At 60.7% G+C, this 18,211-nt stretch carries 20 protein-coding genes and 1 tRNA gene; 2 read left to right on the top strand and 19 right to left on the bottom strand.

Going from position 1 to position 18,211, the window contains the following annotated elements:
* Positions 1–169: 169 nt before the first annotated feature.
* Genes GGQ68_RS15060 through GGQ68_RS15050 form a run of 3 tightly spaced genes read right to left on the bottom strand, consistent with a single transcriptional unit; the run spans position 170 to position 2,940 of the window.
* Entirely contained in the window at positions 170–1,285 is a 1,116-nt protein-coding gene (locus tag GGQ68_RS15060; RefSeq protein WP_183967401.1) for an NUDIX domain-containing protein, read from the bottom strand.
* 2 nt (positions 1,286–1,287) lie between these two features.
* Positions 1,288–1,728: a TrgA family protein gene (locus tag GGQ68_RS15055; protein ID WP_183967400.1), complete on the bottom strand. Its 441-nt coding sequence runs from the start codon at positions 1,726–1,728 to the stop codon at positions 1,288–1,290.
* A 3-nt stretch (positions 1,729–1,731) separates the two neighbouring features.
* Positions 1,732–2,940, bottom strand: coding sequence for an SAM-dependent methyltransferase (locus GGQ68_RS15050; RefSeq protein WP_183967399.1), 1,209 nt, complete (start codon positions 2,938–2,940; stop codon positions 1,732–1,734).
* 179 nt (positions 2,941–3,119) lie between these two features.
* Between GGQ68_RS15050 and GGQ68_RS15045 the strand changes: the two genes are divergently transcribed.
* Entirely contained in the window at positions 3,120–3,539 is a 420-nt protein-coding gene (locus tag GGQ68_RS15045) for a hypothetical protein (protein ID WP_183967398.1), read from the top strand.
* Between the two features lie 88 nt (positions 3,540–3,627).
* Here the strand turns inward: GGQ68_RS15045 and GGQ68_RS15040 are convergent, their stop codons facing one another.
* The 16 genes from GGQ68_RS15040 to iscR all read right to left on the bottom strand — a co-directional run bounded on the left by GGQ68_RS15040 (position 3,628) and on the right by iscR (position 17,310).
* A complete protein-coding gene (locus GGQ68_RS15040; RefSeq protein ID WP_183967397.1) occupies positions 3,628–5,046 on the bottom strand; it encodes a cryptochrome/photolyase family protein in 1,419 nt (472 codons plus the stop codon).
* Between the two features lie 55 nt (positions 5,047–5,101).
* Positions 5,102–5,497 carry a hypothetical protein gene (locus GGQ68_RS15035; protein WP_183967396.1) on the bottom strand — a complete coding sequence of 132 codons (396 nt, stop codon included), beginning with the start codon at positions 5,495–5,497 and terminating at the stop codon, positions 5,102–5,104.
* A gap of 684 nt (positions 5,498–6,181) precedes the next feature.
* Positions 6,182–6,258, bottom strand: a tRNA-Arg gene (locus GGQ68_RS15030).
* Between the two features lie 64 nt (positions 6,259–6,322).
* Positions 6,323–7,336, bottom strand: coding sequence for a methyltransferase (locus tag GGQ68_RS15025; protein ID WP_183967394.1), 1,014 nt, complete (start codon positions 7,334–7,336; stop codon positions 6,323–6,325).
* Between the two features lie 107 nt (positions 7,337–7,443).
* Entirely contained in the window at positions 7,444–8,664 is a 1,221-nt protein-coding gene (locus GGQ68_RS15020) for a cysteine desulfurase (protein WP_183967392.1), read from the bottom strand.
* Positions 8,657–9,247, bottom strand: a complete 591-nt coding sequence (locus GGQ68_RS15015; protein WP_183967390.1) for a YIP1 family protein — start codon at positions 9,245–9,247, stop codon at positions 8,657–8,659. Before GGQ68_RS15015 ends, GGQ68_RS15020 begins: the two co-directional genes overlap by 8 nt.
* Positions 9,244–9,777, bottom strand: a complete 534-nt coding sequence (locus tag GGQ68_RS15010; RefSeq protein ID WP_183967388.1) for a YIP1 family protein — start codon at positions 9,775–9,777, stop codon at positions 9,244–9,246. Before GGQ68_RS15010 ends, GGQ68_RS15015 begins: the two co-directional genes overlap by 4 nt.
* A gap of 3 nt (positions 9,778–9,780) precedes the next feature.
* Complete coding sequence (locus GGQ68_RS15005; RefSeq protein WP_183967386.1) at positions 9,781–11,058, bottom strand: SufB/SufD family protein; 1,278 nt, start codon at positions 11,056–11,058, stop codon at positions 9,781–9,783.
* Positions 11,059–11,814: a Fe-S cluster assembly ATPase SufC gene (gene sufC, locus GGQ68_RS15000; RefSeq protein ID WP_183967384.1), complete on the bottom strand. Its 756-nt coding sequence runs from the start codon at positions 11,812–11,814 to the stop codon at positions 11,059–11,061.
* 32 nt (positions 11,815–11,846) lie between these two features.
* On the bottom strand, positions 11,847–12,449 hold the full coding sequence (locus tag GGQ68_RS14995) for a hypothetical protein (protein ID WP_183967382.1): 603 nt from the start codon (positions 12,447–12,449) through the stop codon (positions 11,847–11,849).
* A 34-nt stretch (positions 12,450–12,483) separates the two neighbouring features.
* A complete protein-coding gene (locus GGQ68_RS14990) occupies positions 12,484–12,693 on the bottom strand; it encodes a hypothetical protein (RefSeq protein ID WP_183967381.1) in 210 nt (69 codons plus the stop codon).
* A 152-nt stretch (positions 12,694–12,845) separates the two neighbouring features.
* Complete coding sequence (locus tag GGQ68_RS14985; RefSeq protein ID WP_183967379.1) at positions 12,846–13,157, bottom strand: heavy metal-binding domain-containing protein; 312 nt, start codon at positions 13,155–13,157, stop codon at positions 12,846–12,848.
* Positions 13,154–13,951, bottom strand: a complete 798-nt coding sequence (locus GGQ68_RS14980) for an FkbM family methyltransferase (RefSeq protein ID WP_183967377.1) — start codon at positions 13,949–13,951, stop codon at positions 13,154–13,156. Before GGQ68_RS14980 ends, GGQ68_RS14985 begins: the two co-directional genes overlap by 4 nt.
* Before the next feature lie 61 nt (positions 13,952–14,012).
* The gene (gene sufB / locus GGQ68_RS14975; RefSeq protein WP_183967375.1) at positions 14,013–15,545 is read right to left on the bottom strand and encodes a Fe-S cluster assembly protein SufB; all 1,533 of its coding nucleotides are present in this window, start codon (positions 15,543–15,545) and stop codon (positions 14,013–14,015) included.
* A 14-nt stretch (positions 15,546–15,559) separates the two neighbouring features.
* Positions 15,560–16,738, bottom strand: a complete 1,179-nt coding sequence (locus GGQ68_RS14970; RefSeq protein WP_183967373.1) for a cysteine desulfurase family protein — start codon at positions 16,736–16,738, stop codon at positions 15,560–15,562.
* Between the two features lie 107 nt (positions 16,739–16,845).
* Complete coding sequence (iscR, locus tag GGQ68_RS14965; RefSeq protein ID WP_183967371.1) at positions 16,846–17,310, bottom strand: Fe-S cluster assembly transcriptional regulator IscR; 465 nt, start codon at positions 17,308–17,310, stop codon at positions 16,846–16,848.
* A 244-nt stretch (positions 17,311–17,554) separates the two neighbouring features.
* Here iscR and GGQ68_RS14960 point away from each other — a divergent pair, with 244 nt between their 5' ends.
* Entirely contained in the window at positions 17,555–18,208 is a 654-nt protein-coding gene (locus tag GGQ68_RS14960) for an alpha/beta hydrolase (protein ID WP_183967369.1), read from the top strand.
* Positions 18,209–18,211: the final 3 nt, after the last annotated feature.

Below are 18,211 nucleotides of genomic sequence, written 5' to 3'. Positions count from 1 at the left end.
GCTGACAGGTGTAGGGCTGCGCCCTTGGGAACTCAAGAGCCGCGCCATGCCCCAGACCCGGCTGGGCACGTTCTTGCGTTTTGGCTTTGGCCCGCCTCAGGGACGCCGGTTCTGCGTCAGATAATGCCGCGCCAACAGGCGTCCCGCATCACATTCCCCAAAACCAATACTATTTCTTTCGCAGCTCTGCGCGCCGCGCCCCCAGCGCAAAGATCATCATCTGCAAGGGCAGAGCGTTGATCTCCCCGGTCTCGATCAGATGCAACGCCGCATCGAAGCTCAAGACATGGTTGCGGATGTCCTCATGCTCCGCGTCGAGGCCGGCCATGGACTGCGCCTCCCGCTCGGACAGGTCACACAAGCCGATGAACGTGTGGTAAAATTCGGTGCTGTATCCGGGCGAGGCATATCCGGCAGAGATCGGCAAAAGCGCCTCCAGGTCCAGCCCGGCCTCTTCCACCGTTTCGCGCCGGGCCGCCTCCTCCGGGCTTTCGCCCGCGTCGATCATGCCCGCCACCGGCTCCAGCACCCAAGGGGCAGGATCGCCGCGATGGATTGGCCCAAAGCGCAACTGTTCCGTCAACAATAGTTTGTCGGTCTGGGGATCATAGGGCAGCACCAGCGCCACGTCGTAGGCCACGAAACACTCACGCCGCAATTCGTCGCCCCAAGAGCCGTCAAACCGACGATATCGCAGACGAAACGGCTGCAGGCGAAAGAACCCGTCATAGCCGTCGAGCGTCTCCAGCACCTCCACATCTTCTTTCATCGACATTGTGGTGCGCAGCTCGCGCGGCGGTTCCTTGCGGGCGATCACCTGAGACCAGGCGCGGTTGCGAAAGAACGGCAACAGGGTGGCCGCGCTCTCCCCACCGGGTTTGCCAAAGCGCGCCATGACCTCGCCTGCGGCGATCCGGCTGACCTCCCCCCAGGAGGCTTGCCATGCCTCCAGCGACCAGAGCGCCGCCTCCGTCGCCTGCCCCGCAGGAAAATAGGCATGGGTCTCAACCGGGCCTGTTTCAGTCTGAACCGTCACTGGACGGGCGTCAAAGTCAAACCCGGACGTGTAGAAATCCAGCCGCGCATGATCGTTCGCCGTCAGCCCTTGAAGTAAAACACCCCGGGCCGTCCCCGGACCGACGCGCATGGCCGGCCACGGCTGCCCGTTGATTTCAATCACCTCGTGACCTGACAGGGACGCATCACTGACAGGCACGTCTCGGCCAAGAACAATCGCGCGCAGCGCCGCATCGCGCAAAGTGCCGAAACAAAACAGGCTGTTCAAAACTATCTCCAGCGCTTCGCCGCGATTTCCGTAAGAATACCGCTCAGGATGCCCCCCACCAGAAGCGTGACAACGACCTGCCCGTCAAAGATCTTGACCCCAAATTCCAACGCCATTTCAGCGATCGCCACCACCGCTTCGAACGGGTCATCGTAAAATCTGCGAAATGCACGGTTGATCATCTCGTCCGTGGCATAGACGAAAAGAGCAACCAAAGTCATCGACACAACGGCTGTGGCTCCATTGGAAATACCGGCGGAAAAGCCGCGCCCGGCCCGCGACCCTAGGATCACCCAGCCGCAAAGAAGCCCAATGGCCGTGTTCCAGTAATTGAAGTTCCCGAAGTCCTGCCCCTCGGGAAACAGGGGTTTCACTGCCTCAGACGCAAACCATGCCACCACAGCCAGACAAATCGCTGCGACAAGTTTTGCGGCTGTGGGCATGGATCAAACGGGCCTTTGCATCGTGATCTGGGTCACGTCACAATTACCGCTGTGAAATGTCGCCGCGCAAGAGGAGAGATAGAAATTCCACATCCTGCGAAAGCGATCATCGAATCCCATCTGCGCAATTTCGTCCCACCGCTCGTTGAAGCTCTCGTTCCAGCGGCGCAAAGTCTGACTGTAGCTTTCGCCGAATTCGAGCGACCGCACCACCTGCAGCCCGGCCTTCTCAACTTCGAGGCGCAGCACCTCGGGGCTAGGCAACATGCCACCCGGAAAGATGTATTTCTGAATGAAATCAACGCCGCGCCGGTAGATTTCGTAGCGCTTGTGCTGCACAGTGATGATCTGCAACGTCGCGTTGGCACCGGGCTTCAGGCGGTCCCGCACCGTGTCAAAGTAGACCGGCCAGTATTTTTCGCCCACCGCCTCGAACATCTCGATGCTCGCGATACCGTCGTATTGACCGCGCTCGTCACGATAATCCTGCAACTTTAATTCAACCATATCGGACAGCCCGGCGCGCTGCATCCGCTGCTGCGCGTAGACCAGTTGTTCCTTGGAAATCGTCAGGCCGGTGACACGCAAACCGCGCTCTTTGGCGGCGTATTCCGCAAACCCGCCCCAACCGCAGCCGATTTCCAAGACGTGGTCGCCGGGTTTCGCGCCCATTTGATCCACCATGGAGGCATATTTGGCGATTTGCGCCTTTTCGGTGCTTTCCTGCCCGGTCTCGAACAGGGCGGAACTGTACGTCATGGTTTCATCCAGCCACAGGCTGTAGAAATCATTCCCAAGATCGTAGTGGTGGGAAATGTTGCGCCGCGCCTGACGCTTGGAATTCCGCTGCATCCAGAAGCGGAACTTTTCCCACATCTGCAACAGTTTCTGACCAGGAAAGCCATCGAACAGGCTGTCCTCATTGGCATGCACCAAGTCCAGAAAGGCCATCAGATCCGGCGTCGTCCAGCCCTGATCCATGTAGGCCTCGCAAAACCCAAGCTCCCCCTCGCGGATCAGCCGGGCAAAAATATCGTCGCTGTGCAGATGCACCTCTGCCACCGGACCCGGCGCGGCCCCGTCGGCGCGAAACATGCGGCCGTCCGGCAACACGATGTCAAGACGGCCGCGCTCCATGTTCTGGGCCATCTGAAAGACCTGCGCGAAATACCGCGGCAAGTTGGTCTGGTCTTGAAGTGAGGTCAGGTGCATGTGCAGCTTTCGATTTTCATTTATTTCAACGAAGTTTATGTTGGTCTGGAAAACCGGCAAGCCTTCGGGCTTGGGAATTCCGGCAAGTTTGTGTTTTATTAAGAATTATACGCCTGGCCCGCGCGAGCGGATCAATATCTTAACGAGGCTCGGGCGATGCCGTACAGGAGTAGACAGTCGTGAAACGACAGATTTTTAGCATATGCCTCGCGGCTGCGACCGTGGCAGGCTGCGGACAAGTTAATAAAGCGGTGGCACCTCTGACCCAGCCACAGAATCGGACTGTTTCCAGCGGTGGCCCGATCACCCTGTCCGGCACGCCGACCCTTTCCGCGCCGGCCCCCATTGAGCAAGCCGCGCCAAAGACGCAGAACTGGCGCCGCGATCTGCCGCGCAATATCGCCTATTTCAATATGGGTGACGATGCGATCGCAATTTATGACGGGTCGGACCGGACGACGTCGACCGGGCAACTGCTTCCGGGCGAAGGGGGCTTCATCCAGACCTGCGATGACGACAAACCTGTGTGCATGATGAATTTCGGCAATGGGCGCAGCGGTTGGGTGGCCATGAATGCAATGGCCGGCGTCTCCCGCTAAGGTGTTTCCCCCCGGCACTGCCGGGGCGACCCGCGCGGCCTGCGGCCGCGATTTTGAGCATATGAAAAGCAAAGGCGCCGCCAGCGCGTCAGAAGTCGCGGTTCTGGTAGGCGTCGAGCGCTTTTTGGCGGCCTTCTTTCACATCGACAATCGGCTCCGGATAGCTGTCGTCCGGCGACAGGGGCCAGCTTTCGGGGATCGCGTCGAAATAGCTCAGCGCGGTGTCGGTCGGCGCCTCGTGCTCTTCGGCGATCCACCGATCAATGTATGCACGTTTCGGATCGAATTTCTGGCATTGGGTGACGGGGTTGAAGACGCGAAAATAGGGCGTCGCATCCGGGCCTGATCCCGCAGACCATTGCCAGCCCAAGGCGTTGGAGGCCGGATCCCAATCAATCAGACAGTCCTCGAACCATTTTTGACCGATGCTCCAGTGGCACATCAAATGCTTGGTCAGATAGCTCGCCACGATCATGCGCACGCGATTGTGCATCCGCCCGGTTACGTAGAGTTCCCGCATCCCGGCATCGACGAAAGGAATACCGGTGCGGCCTTGTTTCCAAGCCTTTACCTCCTTGAGGCGCTCGTCCTCGTTCCATGGGAAGGCATCCCATTCAGGCCGCCAGTTTTCCGTCAGGAGGCGCGGCGTGTGCCACATCAGATGATAGGCAAACTCGCGCCACACCAGTTCCTTGAGAAAGGTCCCTGCCCCGTCCTTGCCTGCGTCGCGTGCCCGCAATCCCGCGTGCCAGCACTGTGCGGGGCTGATCTCGCCCAGTGACAAGTTTTCTGACATGGCCGAGGTGCCGTCAACGGCCACGCGATCCCGCGCCTCATTGTAGTCCGCCACCTTGTCGCGCATGAAAACCCCCAAACGGGTCTGCGCGGCCTGCTCACCCAATTGCACGTAAGGTCGGACAACCTCTGCACCGCGCCGCATTGCGGCCCCAAGGTGCCAGTCGTCCAGATGATCGCTTTGCGGCCAATTGTCCGGCGCCGGGATCGAAGACGGGCGGCTGAGCGGTTCCGGCACCTCACGGGTTTCAACCGATTTCCAAAACGGCGTGTAAACCTTGTAAAAGCCGCCTTGTTTCGTCTCGACCGTCCAGGGTTCAAACATCACATGTCCGGTGTAGCTTTCGGCCTCGACATTTTTCGCCTTCAGCGCCTCCTTGACGCGGGTATCGCGGTCCACGCTGTCGGGATCATAGGCGCGCATCCAATACACCGCGCCCGCGCCCGTCTGCTCGACCAGTTCCTCGAGCACCTCGCGCGCCGGACCGGACCGCAGAATCAAGCGGCTCCCGGCCTCCGTCAACGCCTCCCCGTAGCCCTCCAGCCCCAGCCCCAGCCGCCATTTCGGCGCCGCTCCCAGCTCGTCCACAAGACCGTCACGAATGAAGACCGGGATCACCGGCCCGCCACGCGACACCGCCGCCGTAAGCGCCGCATGATCGGACAGTCGCAAATCGCGGCGCACCCAAAGAATTGTGGGGGAAGTGGTCATGTGGCCTCCTGTCATGTCGCTGGGGAACCTAGCGCGCCCCTCCGCAAGACAAGGGTCAGAGTGCGCCGGTCAACCACATTCCGAGCAAAACGAGCACCTGCAGCAGGATCACCACGGACAGGATCATTGCGCCCCAGCGCCAGCCGCCAGCCTGGTAGGATTTTGGGGCCACGCGCAAAACGGCTTGCGTGACAACAGCCGTCCAGACGGCCTGCAAGACGAAAAACGCAAGCCGCGTCGCCCAGCCAACAGAAGGAACGAACGCGGGCAAGAAGGCAACAAGCACCAGCCACAGCGGCATGAGGATCAACTGCATCCCAAGGAAACCGCCCCAGAAGGTTTCTCCCAGCGACAGCTCGCCGCGCGCCATCTTTGCAATCCAAGGCCCGCGGAACATGGCGGCGCGTTCACGTTCGATCTCTTGCAATCTGGGTTGAGTTGGATCGGCCATCTGCCTTGCCTCCTGTCATCGGGCTTTGCCGACTATGTGACACGCCAAGACGCGACCCACAAGCGCGCCCCACAACCCGCAATAAAGATATTGTTATTCAATAATTTAGTCGCCGCGCGCTCATGACGGTGGCGTCGTTTTGACGGTGTAACAGTCGCTTCAGCCTGCGGATCGTCCAGCCGCCTACGCGCGATCAATGGCGACCCTCGCGAACTTGGCAAAAAGGCGGAGTATTTAGTCGTCTGGCAGAATCGGCCCTGCGCATGAAGAGCCCGCCACCACCCTATTGTTCTTGACAGCCGCGCTTGGCCTGCGCTCTAGAGGGCTCAAGGGTTGGCCTTTGGCGCATCACTTACCGACAACCGTCCCGGTCACACCTGTTCAAATCTCACGCAAACCCGCTCTCCGCTGTCGAAGGCTCCATCCATAAAAGCGTTTCCACCCGGACATTCACCCTTCACCGGCTAGGCCCTGTTGTCGTCAGGGCCGCTCACTCCGGCTCTCAAATCAGCATAAAAGAAGTCGGCAAAGGCGAAATTATTCGCCGGCTGAAGCAAACACCAAAACCTTGAATTTAATTCAAAAAAAACGCTTCTGATGTCGTTCTTGGCATCGTGTCGCGCACGCTATCGCTTGCTTTTTCGCAGACGTTAGCGGGTTTCTGGCACAAGTTTAGTTTGCAAATGGTGCACCCGATAGGATTCGAACCTATGGCCTCTGCCTTCGGAGGGCAGCGCTCTATCCAGCTGAGCTACGGGTGCCTGAGGACGCATCTACCGCGCCCGAAGCGCGGCTGCAAGTGCGTTTCTTCTCCCACGACGCGCATCAAACAGCTTTGCAGCCCACTGCAAGCATCGTCATCTCCGGGATCATTTCTCCGATCTCGACGGCCTCGAACCCGGCTTTCGCAAGGGCCCCCGTCAGCCAGCCCGTATCCAGCGAACGCGCCTTTGGCGTGAAAGCCGTATGCTGCAACTGCCAAAGCGCCGCAAGTTTCGGCCCGCTGCGGTCAGCCTCCACCACGAAGTCATGAATCAGCAACCGCCCGCCGGGCGCAAGCGTCTCATAAGCTCGTCTCAACAGCCCCGTGTGGACATCGCCCGGCACACCGGAAAACAGGTAGGACATGAGGATCACGTCCTGATTGCCGGGCCAGTCGGCCTCCAGCGCATTGCCCTCGATATAGGCGATCCGGTCCGACAGGCCCGCATCTGCCACATGTTTCCGCCCCAACACCGCCACATTGGGGAAATCCACGATGGTGGCGCTGAGGCTGGGATTGGCGCCGCAAAGCGTGATCGCGAACGCCCCCGTGCCGCCGCCCACATCCAGCATCCTGCGCGCCCCGGACAGGTCGACCTTACGGATCAACTGCCGCGCCGGGCCGAGCGATCCGGCGTGCTGCGATTCCGAATAGAGCTTCGCCTGCTCCGGGTCGGAAAACCAGTCGGCGTAAGAGGCCGTCGCGCCTTCTGGCAGCGTGTCCATCAGGGCGCGGTCGATCTGATCCAGCAGCCCGTACATCTGCCGCCCCACCTGCAAACGCAGGTAATCGCCGAAATCATACTTCGCGCCCTTGACCAGAAACGCCTCCGCTGCGGGGGCATTTGCGTAGGTCTCCCCCTTACGCGTCACCAGACCAAGCCCCACCAAAGCGGTCAGCAGCGTCTCTGCCCGGTCCGTATCGACGGGTGTGCGGCTGGCAAGCTCGGCCGCCGTGGCCGGGCCCTTCGACAATTCGGTGAAAACGCCGACTTCGAGCGCCGCGAACAACGCCTTCGACCCCATGAAGCCGAAAGCGATCTCCGAGACCTGATCGGCCGTTTCCAAAACTGTCATGTGGTCCCCCAAGGTGTGTCTCGATGCCAATTGAGTAGCGCACTCACGCGCACATGGCTAGAAACGACACCTTGGGGTCGCAAAAAGAACAGGCAGATGCCTGCGGATTAACCGAAGAGATCGTGCGCCAGCTCCAGCGCGTCGACCAGCGCGTCGACCTCCTCGGTCGTGTTGTACAAGCCAAAGGACGCGCGGCAGGTGGCCGATACGCCCAGATGATCCATCAGCGGCCCGGCGCAGTGATGCCCCGCACGCACCGCCACGCCCTTTTTGTCAAGGATGGTCGAGATGTCATGCGCATGCGCCGCCCCTTCCATCGTGAACGAAAAGATCGCCGCCTTGTCTGCGGTTGTGCCCTGGGTCGAGATCCAGTTCAGCCCGCCCAGCTTGCTCACCGTGTAATCGCGCAGCATGGCCTCGTGGGCAGAAATGTTCTCCATCCCCAGATCCATCATGTACTCCAGCGCGACGCCAAGGCCGATCTGCTGCACGATACCGGGCGTGCCGGCCTCGAACTTCATCGGCGGATCGTTGTAGGTGATCTCGTCCTTGTGAACCTCGCGGATCATGTCGCCCCCACCTAGGAAAGGACGCATTTCCTTCATCCGGTCGGACTTGATCCAGATCGCGCCGGAGGCCGACGGACCATACAGCTTGTGGCCCGTGATCGCATAGAAATCGCAGCCGATCTCCTCGACGTTCACCGGCATGTGCACGGAGGCCTGAGAGCCGTCCACCAGAACCGGCACGCCCTTGGCGCGCGCGCCCGCACAGATCGCTTTGACGTCGACGACGGTGCCCAGAACATTCGACACCTGGGTGACGGCGACGAGCTTTGTCTTGGGGCCGATGGCGTCAATGACCTTTTGCGGGTCAAGCGCGCCGGTGGAATCCACATCGACCCACTTGATCACAACGCCCTGACGTTCCCGCAGAAAGTGCCAAGGCACGATATTGGCATGGTGCTCCATGACGGACAGGACGATCTCGTCGCCCGCCTCCATCCGCGGCATCGCCCAGCCATAGGCCACCAGGTTGATCCCCATGGTCGTGCCGGTGGTGTACACGATCTCGTCTTCCGACGTCGCACCAAGGAAGCGCGCGATGGTGCCGCGCACGCCTTCGTACTTGTCGGTCGCAAGGTTCGACAGATAGTGCAGGCCCCTGTGAACGTTGGCATATTCCTCGGCATAGCCGCGTGTCACGGCGTCAATCACCACCTGCGGTTTCTGTGCCGACGCGCCATTGTCCAGGTAGACCAGCGGCTTGCCGTTCACCTCACGCGACAAGATCGGGAAGTCCTTCCGGACTTCGTTCACGTCATACATTGCCCATCATCCCTTCCGGTGTCATCCCGGCCATTGTCAGCGCCACGGACAACACGATGCCAAGCGCAAACAGCGCCAGCACGAAGACAAAGAATGACTTGAGCATGTTGCCCAAGCCATGTGCTTCGTCGATAAAATTCAACAATATCCAAAAGCCGATCGCGATGGCGATGACCCCCACGATGCCCGCAAGCGGCGGGATCGCCAGCATGAGCACGGTGGACGCCAGCTGCACCAGAATGTTCAGCGCCTGCACCCAGACCAGCAACAGCGCCACGTCAGTCAAACGCCCCGCCCCGCCCATCATGTGCCCGACCAGCGTGATCGACACGATCATCCCGGCCAGTGACACACATTCGACCACGGCGTACCCGATGGGCTGCGCCAGAAAGACAGGAAGCGCGCCCACAGGTGGCGCAACCACCAACCCCAGCCCGTAGACAAAGGCATTCATCGCCACCACCAGGGCAAAGGCCGTCCAGACCGCCTCACGGCTGATGTTGGCGGACAGCAACAGACGCGCCACATCCCGCGGGCTGCCGATGCTTTCAATCGCCAGTTTCAGAAAGCCCTGAGCCGTCATACCGTTTCCTCGATCCGTTGCCGCCGCGCGACGCGCACTCCGGTGGCCACGAACCACATAACAGCAAGCAACCACAAGACCCCAACCACCGTCAGTTCTATCCCCTGCCCGACGAAGCCCGCCGTCAGCCCCGCCAACAACGCAATGGGCGCGGCCGACAGCAGGCCCCAGAACAGCGCGATCCGCATCTCGTAGCCAGAGACGCGCTGCCTCAGCACGCGCAGGATCATCTGCCCCAGCGCCGCAAGGGCATACAGGATCAGCGGCCAAAAGATCATGGTCGCCAGCAGTGCCCCACCCAGCGCCGGTTGCAGCGCCTGCTGGTAAGCGCCGGGGTCGCCGGCCCAGCGGTCAGGATCAGCCAGAGATACGCGCCGCGACACCGACGGCAACTGCGCCACAAACATGAACGCGCAGGCCGCCATCAGATAGGCCAGCGCGCGCGGTTCGCTTTCGTCAAGAGACAGCTTCCGGCGGATCACCTCCGCCGGACACCGATACATGGCCGCGATGTCAGAAGAGACCGCCAAAGCTCAGGTGCGCCGCCGTGCCAACCAAGCGGTGACACGCTCGTTCAGCTCGTCTTGCAGGCTCTCGTCGTCGATTTCCTGCACCGCTTCGGCGATGAAGGCCACGGTCATCATGTCCTCTGCCAGACCGCGCGGCACGCCACGCGCCCGCAGATAGAACAGGCTGTCCTCATCAATCGCGCCGGATGTCGAGCCGTGCGAACACGCCACGTCATCGGCATAGATTTCCAGCTCAGGTTTGGCGAGGAACTGGCTGTCTTCGTCCAGCAGCAGGCTTTGCGAGATCTGGTAGCCGTCGGTTTTCTGCGCGTCCGGTTTCACAAGGATCTTACCCTGGAACACACCGACCGCACCGTTGCGCAAGACTTTCTTGAACACCTGACGGCTTTCGCAATTCACCGCGTCATGGGTGACGAACACGGTGTCATCGTGATGGAACGACCCATCCCCCAGACACGCGCCCGCGATGTGCGCCTTGGCATCGTCGCCCGTGAACTCGACAACGGCCTCGTTGCGCGTCAGCACACCGTTCACCGTCAGGGTAAAGGTCTTGAACGTGCTTTCCGAGCCGAGACGCGCAAAGATATGCGTCACGGCGCGACGGTCGTGGTCGCGACCCTGCGCGCGCACGTGATGCAGCGTGCCAGTGTCCGCGATGTCCGCCTCGATCACCTTGTTAAAGCGCGCCGCTGCCGGTCCGTTTTCCAGAATTGTCAGCTGACAATCGCTTTCGACCTTGACCACGTGGTGCAGGATCGCATCGCTTTGCGCGCCCTTGTGCACGTAGTTGATGTGGATCGGCTTGGGCGCTTTGCCCGTGACGTGGATCAGCAGGCCATCGGTGGCAAAGGCCGTGTTGAGCGCCGCCAGGGGGCGATGCACCGGCGTCTGGCCACGGGTTTCCAACACGCCGTAGACGTCCTTGGCCCAGTGAATGTCCGGCGCGTCGGCGAGACGTTCGATGGTCACGCCTTCCATCGCCAGATCGTCAGAGGCCTCTGCATCAAACACGCCATCGACGAACACCACCTGAAGCCGGTCACGCTCGCCAAAGATCGGGGCCTCATGGGCCTCGATCGCAGGCGCGTCCTGAACCTCGGCAGAGACCAGCGTATCGGGCCGCGTGTACTTCCAGTATTCATCGCGCGCATTGGGCAGGCCCATGGCCTGAACGCGAGACAGCGCGTCCTTGCGCGCGGGGTCCGCCCAGCCGCCGGCCGGCAGCGTAAGCGCGCTCAACCGCGCGTCGGTTGCATCCTGTTTTACCTTGGGAAGGGACATTTACGCCTCCTCTGCCATCAGGTCGGCATACCCGTTATGTTCAACTTCAAGCGCCAGCTCCGGTCCGCCTGTCTTGATGATACGGCCATTGGCCATGATGTGAACGACGTCAGGTTTGATGTGGTCCAGCAAGCGCTGGTAGTGCGTGATGACAAGGAAGGACCGGCCTTCGTTGCGCAGCGCGTTCACTCCCTCGGACACCAGCTTCATCGCGTCCACATCCAGACCGGAGTCGGTCTCGTCGAGGATGCACATCTTCGGCTCAAGCATGGCCATCTGCAGGATTTCGTTGCGCTTTTTCTCACCACCGGAGAAGCCGACGTTCACGGGGCGCTTCAGCATCTCGGCGTCGATCTGCAGGCTCTTGGCCTTCTCGCGGATCACTTTCAGGAACTCGGCTGCGGACATCTCGTCCTCACCGCGCGCCTTGCGCTGTGCGTTTACCGCGGTGCGCAGGAACGTCATGTTGCCGACGCCGGGGATTTCCACCGGGTACTGGAACGCAAGGAACAGGCCGGCCGCGGCGCGATCTTCGACTTCCATGTCAAGGATGTCCTCGCCCATCAGCGTGGCGGAGCCATCCGTGACCTCGTAGCCATCACGGCCCGACAGAACGTAGGACAGGGTCGATTTGCCTGACCCGTTGGGCCCCATGATCGCATGCACCTTGCCGGCTTCGACGGTCAGATCCACACCTTTGAGGATCTGCTTGTCCTCTTCTTGCAGCTTCACGTGCAGGTTTTTAATTTCCAACATATCTTGTTCGTCCTCTTTTTGTCATTTGCCGGTCAGGGGTTCTGCATCAACCTGATGATCCACATCAGGCGATCCGGCGGGATGGGTTGCGGGGTGACATGCCAATGCGCCATGCGCCCGGTGATTTCGGGAGGGCCGAGGATGTCCTCGACCTTGTGATACTGATTGCGTTGGACATAATCATCGAAGAGCAGCTCGACAGGGGCCTTCGACATAAAAGCGCAGGCCAGGGCGCAGCCTTCGCGGAACCGTCCGTCCACCAGAACCACATCGGGCTGGCGAAAGTGGGACATGCCCCAAACGTCCAGCGGATAGCGTGCAAAGCGACGCCACTCGGTGTGATCGACGGGGTGACCCCACTCCTTGGTTGCGCCGATGTCGGACCAGATGACATCCAGATCGGTGCCCTGAGCGGGCGGGTTTGCGGCGAACCAGTCGCGCATCATCTGTGCCCAGTCGCGGTCGGATTCCACGCTGAAGACAGATTTGCCCGGCATCTCGGCGGCCATTACGGTGGACCCGCCGGAGCCATATTCGAGGATGACCTCCGCCCGCGCGTAAGCGTTGCGCACAAGCGCGGCCTCTGCGTCAGGCAAGGTCAGTTCTGGTCGTTTGAGGGTCTTGGTCAGTGTCATGCGGCCCTCCTCACGGGGAGGAGCCACAGGGCTGTCAGCTGAAGACGCCCGCGCCCAGCACGACCGTCGTTGTCACCAGCACGGTGACGCCGACGATGCCCGGCAGCCAAAGCCGAAGGCCGCGTGGCTGTGGCGCTTGTTCGTAGATCTCGGACGACAGGATGGCCGCGCGCAAGGATTTCTCCTGCGTGCGCATCGCGTTCCAGTCGGAGCTTTGCGGATATATAGTGTCTTCTTGGGCCATTGATCCATGCATGTCGGCACCCTCTCGGAAACGCCCCCCCACGCAGGGTTCGTTTAAGCCGAAACAGTGGCAACATTGTGGCAGTCGCCCAAGATTTTCCGAAATCTGACAAGATCACGTCCCGTTTAAGCCCAAACGCCCTAACCAAAAGATCAGCCCAATACCACTGCTGTTCCGGAGGCCGAAACCATCAGCATGTTGTTGATCACCTCGTAATCAAGGTCCACGCCCACGACTGCATTGGCGCCTGCGTCCCGTGCACGCTGCTCCAGCTCTTTCAGCGCGGTTTCGCGCGCCTCGCCCAGCGATGCCTCGTAGGCACCGGAGCGGCCGCCGATGATATCCGTGATCCCGGCAAACATATCGCGGAACACGTTTGCGCCCAGAATGGCCTCCCCCACCACGATGCCCTTGTATTCGGCGATCAGGTGGCCTTCGACGTTTGGTGTTGTGGTCACAATCATGAGAGGGCTCCCGCAGGGGCGACAATGAAATTCATATTCGTCTTGTACCGGCGCTGTTCGTAGCGGGTGACGTAGCCATTCACGTCGCACCAGCTTTTGAACGCCGCAGTGTTCTGGTCATCGACTTCGACAAAAAGTAGCGGACGGCAGCGATCAATCGTCTGAGCGAGGCCTGCCAACACGTCCATTTCCATGCCTTCCACATCGACCTTGATAAGGTCGAATGTTTCATCCGCGAAAAGAGCATCGCCGGCGTGGACTTCGAGTGTCCCGTCCTTGCCTCGTTTCATCTTGGTCCCACCGAGGTTGCGGGCGCGCGTGCGCATGAACAAACCACCCTCGGATTTCGCGCCAAGGCCGACCCCGAGGGCCTCCATCCCGATCACGTCAGTCAGCTGGTTGAAGACGATATTTGCCACCAGCGGCGCGAGCGCCAAAGGGTTTGGTTCGATCACCACGACCCTTTGCGCGCCGCACTGCGTGGCAAAGAACAGCGAATGGTTGCCCACGTTGGCCCCGACGTCCAAGACACGCGGCGCATCGGGAAGGAGCTTTGCCAGTTCGGACAGATCCTCCTGTTCGTAAAAAAGACCTTTTCGGTGGGCCTTTTGAATAGGATCCGCGTGGTAGTTCGTGAAAAACGATAAATCGCGATCACCGATCCGCGCACGGGTCGCCTGCATGGGAGGGAATGTCATTGCCTCACCTGACGTCAAAGCCTCGAGTGCTTCTGTCACGTCAAAGTAGTCGCTGGCCGCGCCACCGGGTTTCGGCAATTCCAAAGGTCCCCCCATAGTGATCGTCCTTCTGCTTGCAGTGGTGCAGGTCGGGTGTGGCCCCGACCTGCCAAAGGCGTCAGCCCACGGACCCTTCGAGCGAGATCGCCACAAGCTGTTGCGCTTCCATGGCAAATTCCATCGGCAGCGCCTGCAGCACTTCGCGGCAGAACCCGTTGACAACAAGCGCGACGGCCTCTTCCTCGTCCATGCCGCGCTGGCGGCAGTAGAACAGCTGGTCGTCATCCACCTTGGAGGTGGTGGCCTCGTGTTCCACCCGGCTCGAGTTGTTCTTTACCTCGATGTACGGCACCGTGTGCGCCCCGCATTTGTCGCCGATCAGCAGCGAGTCACACTGGGTATAGTTGCGCGAGTCCTTGGCCTTTGGGTGCATCGACACCAGACCGCGATAGGTGTTCTGCGCCACGCCTGCGGAGATGCCCTTGGACACAATGCGCGAGCGCGTGTTCTTGCCCAGGTGAACCATCTTCGTGCCGGTGTCGGCCTGCTGGTGGTTGTTCGCGATGGCGATGGAGTAGAACTCGCCCTGGCTTTCCTCGCCGCGCAGGATGCAGGAGGGGTACTTCCACGTCACCGCGGAGCCGGTTTCCACCTGGGTCCACATGACCTTGGCCCGGTCGCCGCGGCAATCCGCGCGCTTGGTCACAAAGTTGTAGATGCCGCCCTTGCCGTTCTCGTCACCGGGATACCAGTTCTGAACGGTGGAATACTTCACCTCGGCGTCTTCTTCGACGATGATCTCGACGACGGCGGCGTGCAGCTGTGAGGTGTCGCGCTGCGGCGCGGTGCAGCCTTCGAGGTAGGACACGTAGCTGCCCTTGTCCGCGATGATCAGCGTCCGCTCGAACTGGCCGGTGTTTTCGGCGTTGATGCGGAAGTAGGTGGACAGCTCCATCGGGCAGCGCACACCCGGCGGCACGTAGACGAACGAGCCATCGGAGAACACCGCAGAGTTCAGCGTCGCGTAGAAGTTGTCCGACACGGGAACGACCGAGCCGAGGTATTTCTTCACAAGCTCGGGATGCTCGCGGATCGCCTCGGAGATCGAGCAGAAGATCACGCCTGCTGCGCGCAGCTCCTTCTGGAAGGTCGTCCCGACGGAGACGGAATCGAACACCGCATCAACCGCAACGCGACGCTCACCTTCCTTGGCCTCGGCCGGAGCAGCGTCTGCCCCTTCGACGCCTGCAAGGACCATTTGCTCCTTCAGCGGGATACCAAGTTTCTTGTAGGTTTCCAGCAGCTTGGGGTCGACGTCGTCAAGCGACTTCGGCTTCTCTGCCATGCTCTTGGGGCGGGCATAGTAATACTGGTTCTGAAAGTCGATTTTCGGATAATCGACCATGGCCCATGTGGGCTCTTCCTTCTGGAGCCAACGCTCGTAGGCTTGCAGACGCCATTCGGTCATCCACTCCGGCTCTTCGTTCTTCTCAGAGATCAGGCGCACGATGTCAGGGGTCAGCCCCTTCGGTGCGTATTCCATCTCGATATCGGTGTTCCAGCCGTATTTATAGGTGGAGACATCCTTGACGGCATCGACCGTTTGCTGGTCGACCCCTTCCTTGACGTTGACGTCTTCGGTCATGGACATGCGCGTTTCCTCTCTCATGCGGCTCGTTCGCGGAACCGCTGGTATTTCTTTCGCCACGCTTCGACAAAGCGCGACACATCGTCTTCAGTCGTGTCCAGCCCCAGGCTGACCCGGATGGCGGAACTGGCGATGTCATCGCCGTATCCCATGGCGCGCAACACGCGGCTGGCCCGGACCTTACCTGAAGAACAGGCCGATCCGGCGCTGACGGCAAAACCCGAAAGGTCCATTTGCATGACCTGGGTTTCGCCCTTCCATCCCCGCGTGGCAAAGCACGAGGTGTTCGGCAACCGCCGCGCGCCCTTCCCGACAAAAATAGTCTCTTTCGCCGTATCTGCAATCTCGTTTTCTAGAATGTTTCTAAGTTTCTCGGTCTGCGCCCAGCGATCTTCCGCGATATCGCGGGCGGCAGCCTCTGCCGCGGCGCCGAATCCGGCGATGCCGATGGTGTTTTCGGTGCCCGAGCGTCTGCCCATTTCCTGACCACCGCCCTTCAGCATCGCCTCCGGGTCGTCGGCCGTGAAATTGATCAGTGCGCCGACGCCCTTTGGTCCACCAAGCTTGTGCGCCGAGAGGATCATATAGGACGGCGTCTCTGCATCATAAACTATCGGCACTTTGCCAGCCATTTGCGTGACATCGCACAGCACCGAATATGGTAAAGATCCGGCATGTGAGGCGTTCACCCGACCGCTCGGCACCACGGTACCGTTCTTTGCCATGATGCCGGTTTCACTGTTTGCGCCCGAAATCGCCAGCAAGGCAACACGGCCATGATCGGCTGACCACTCTGTCGGGCCGCCTTGCGTGATCCAGTTCATGATTTCGCCAAATGCGGCCTCATCGAACTGACCATCACGGTCATTGATGGCGGGAAGCGGCGTATCGCTCCACACATGCACCGCGTCATGTTCTGTTTCCAAGGCCCCGAACCGTCCGCCATGTCGCGCCTTTTGCGCCACGGCCAACGCCGCAGCCTCCGTCGCGGAGCCGGTAAAAATGACCTGATTGACCTTGCAGCCCACCAGCGCCGCGACCTGTGCGCGCGCGCGCTCGACGAGTGACTTCGCTTCGCGTCCTTCGGCATGCACCGACGACGGGTTGCCCACCACATCCATAGCCGCAAGCATGGCCGCGCGTGCCTCAGCCCTCAGCGGCGTGGTTGCATTGTGATCGAAGTAAACCCGTTTCAATTCTCTTATCTCCGGAACGCGCCACGCCCCTGTTTTCTGCTTTCACAAATACTCAAAAATCCCGCGGGCACCGCGCATCCGAAGACCCATCGTCAAGACGCCACGCCTTACCCGTCTTCCTGGACGACATCAAACAACGCGGGAACGGCGGGACAGGGCACAAGCCCGGCATCGACCACGTCCGACAGGCGGGTCTGGTGCAGGAAAACGTAGACATGCGCCGACAGCGATTGCCACAGGCGGTTGGACATCGACTGGGCCTTGGACCCGCTGAGACCGCCGGACGCCCCTGCGCCCTTGTGCATGGCGTCGACAGTTTCATCTACCGCGCCGAGCACCTCGACCACGCGAATCTCCGAGGTTGGGCGCGCCAGACGGTAGCCGCCGCCCGGACCGCGCACCGACTCCACCAACCCGGCGCGCCGCAGTTTGACGAACAGTTGTTCCAGATAGGGCAATGACAAATCCTGCCGCTTCGACACGTCGCCAAGCGTCACAAGCGTGTCGGCAGGCTGCAAAGCGATATCGACCAGCGCCACCATCGCGTAGCGGCCCTTCGTGCTTAGTTTCATTCCGTCTCCCCCTGCGCCCTCACGCGCCCGTAGCATCGCTGACACGCAAACCGCTCGAAACATGACACAGACGTGCGGGCCAATTGACCTCGCCCGCGCAAAGGCATATCTGCACCAAAGCCCGTTCCGGCCGCATGGCCCTCTTTGGAACGCTTCTAAAGTAGCCGAGTGAACTCGTCAAGATTTCCCGGTCCCGATCGCACCGCCCCTTGAGGCGCACCAATTTCAGGAGCCGCGCGCACCCATGCCCGAGGTCATTTTTCCAGGACCCGAAGGTCGTCTCGAAGGCCGCTACCACCCGCAAAAAGACCGCGATGCACCGATCGCCATCGTTTTGCACCCGCACCCTCAGTTCGGCGGGACGATGAACAACAAGGTGGTCTACAACCTGCATTATGCCTTTTATAACATGGGCTTTACGGTCCTGCGGTTCAATTTCCGCGGCGTCGGCCGGTCGCAGGGCGAATACGACCAAGGCGTCGGTGAGCTGTCTGACGCGGCGTCCGCGCTCGATTATCTGCAGTCGATGAACCAGAACTCAAAGCACTGCTGGGTCGCGGGCTTCTCGTTCGGGGCGTGGATCGGGATGCAGCTGTTGATGCGTCGCCCGGAGATCACCGGCTTTGTCTCTGTGTCGCCCCCGGCGAACATGTACGACTTTTCCTTCCTGGCGCCCTGCCCGGCCTCCGGCCTGGTGATCAACGGTGCCGCCGATCGCGTGGCCCCGCCCGTGGACACCCGCGCCTTGGTGAACAAGCTGCACGAACAAAAGGGCATCACCGTCACGCACGAAGAAGTCGAAGGCTCAGGCCACTTCTTTGAAGAGCCGCACATGGAACACATGATCGATTCCGTGAGCGGGTATGTGAAGCGCCGTTTGACCGAAAACTCCCGCTAAAAG

This window comes from Sagittula marina (genome assembly GCF_014196795.1).
GTDB classification, from domain to species: Bacteria; Pseudomonadota; Alphaproteobacteria; order Rhodobacterales; family Rhodobacteraceae; genus Sagittula; species Sagittula marina.
This window is presented reverse-complemented; position numbering and strand designations above follow the sequence as displayed.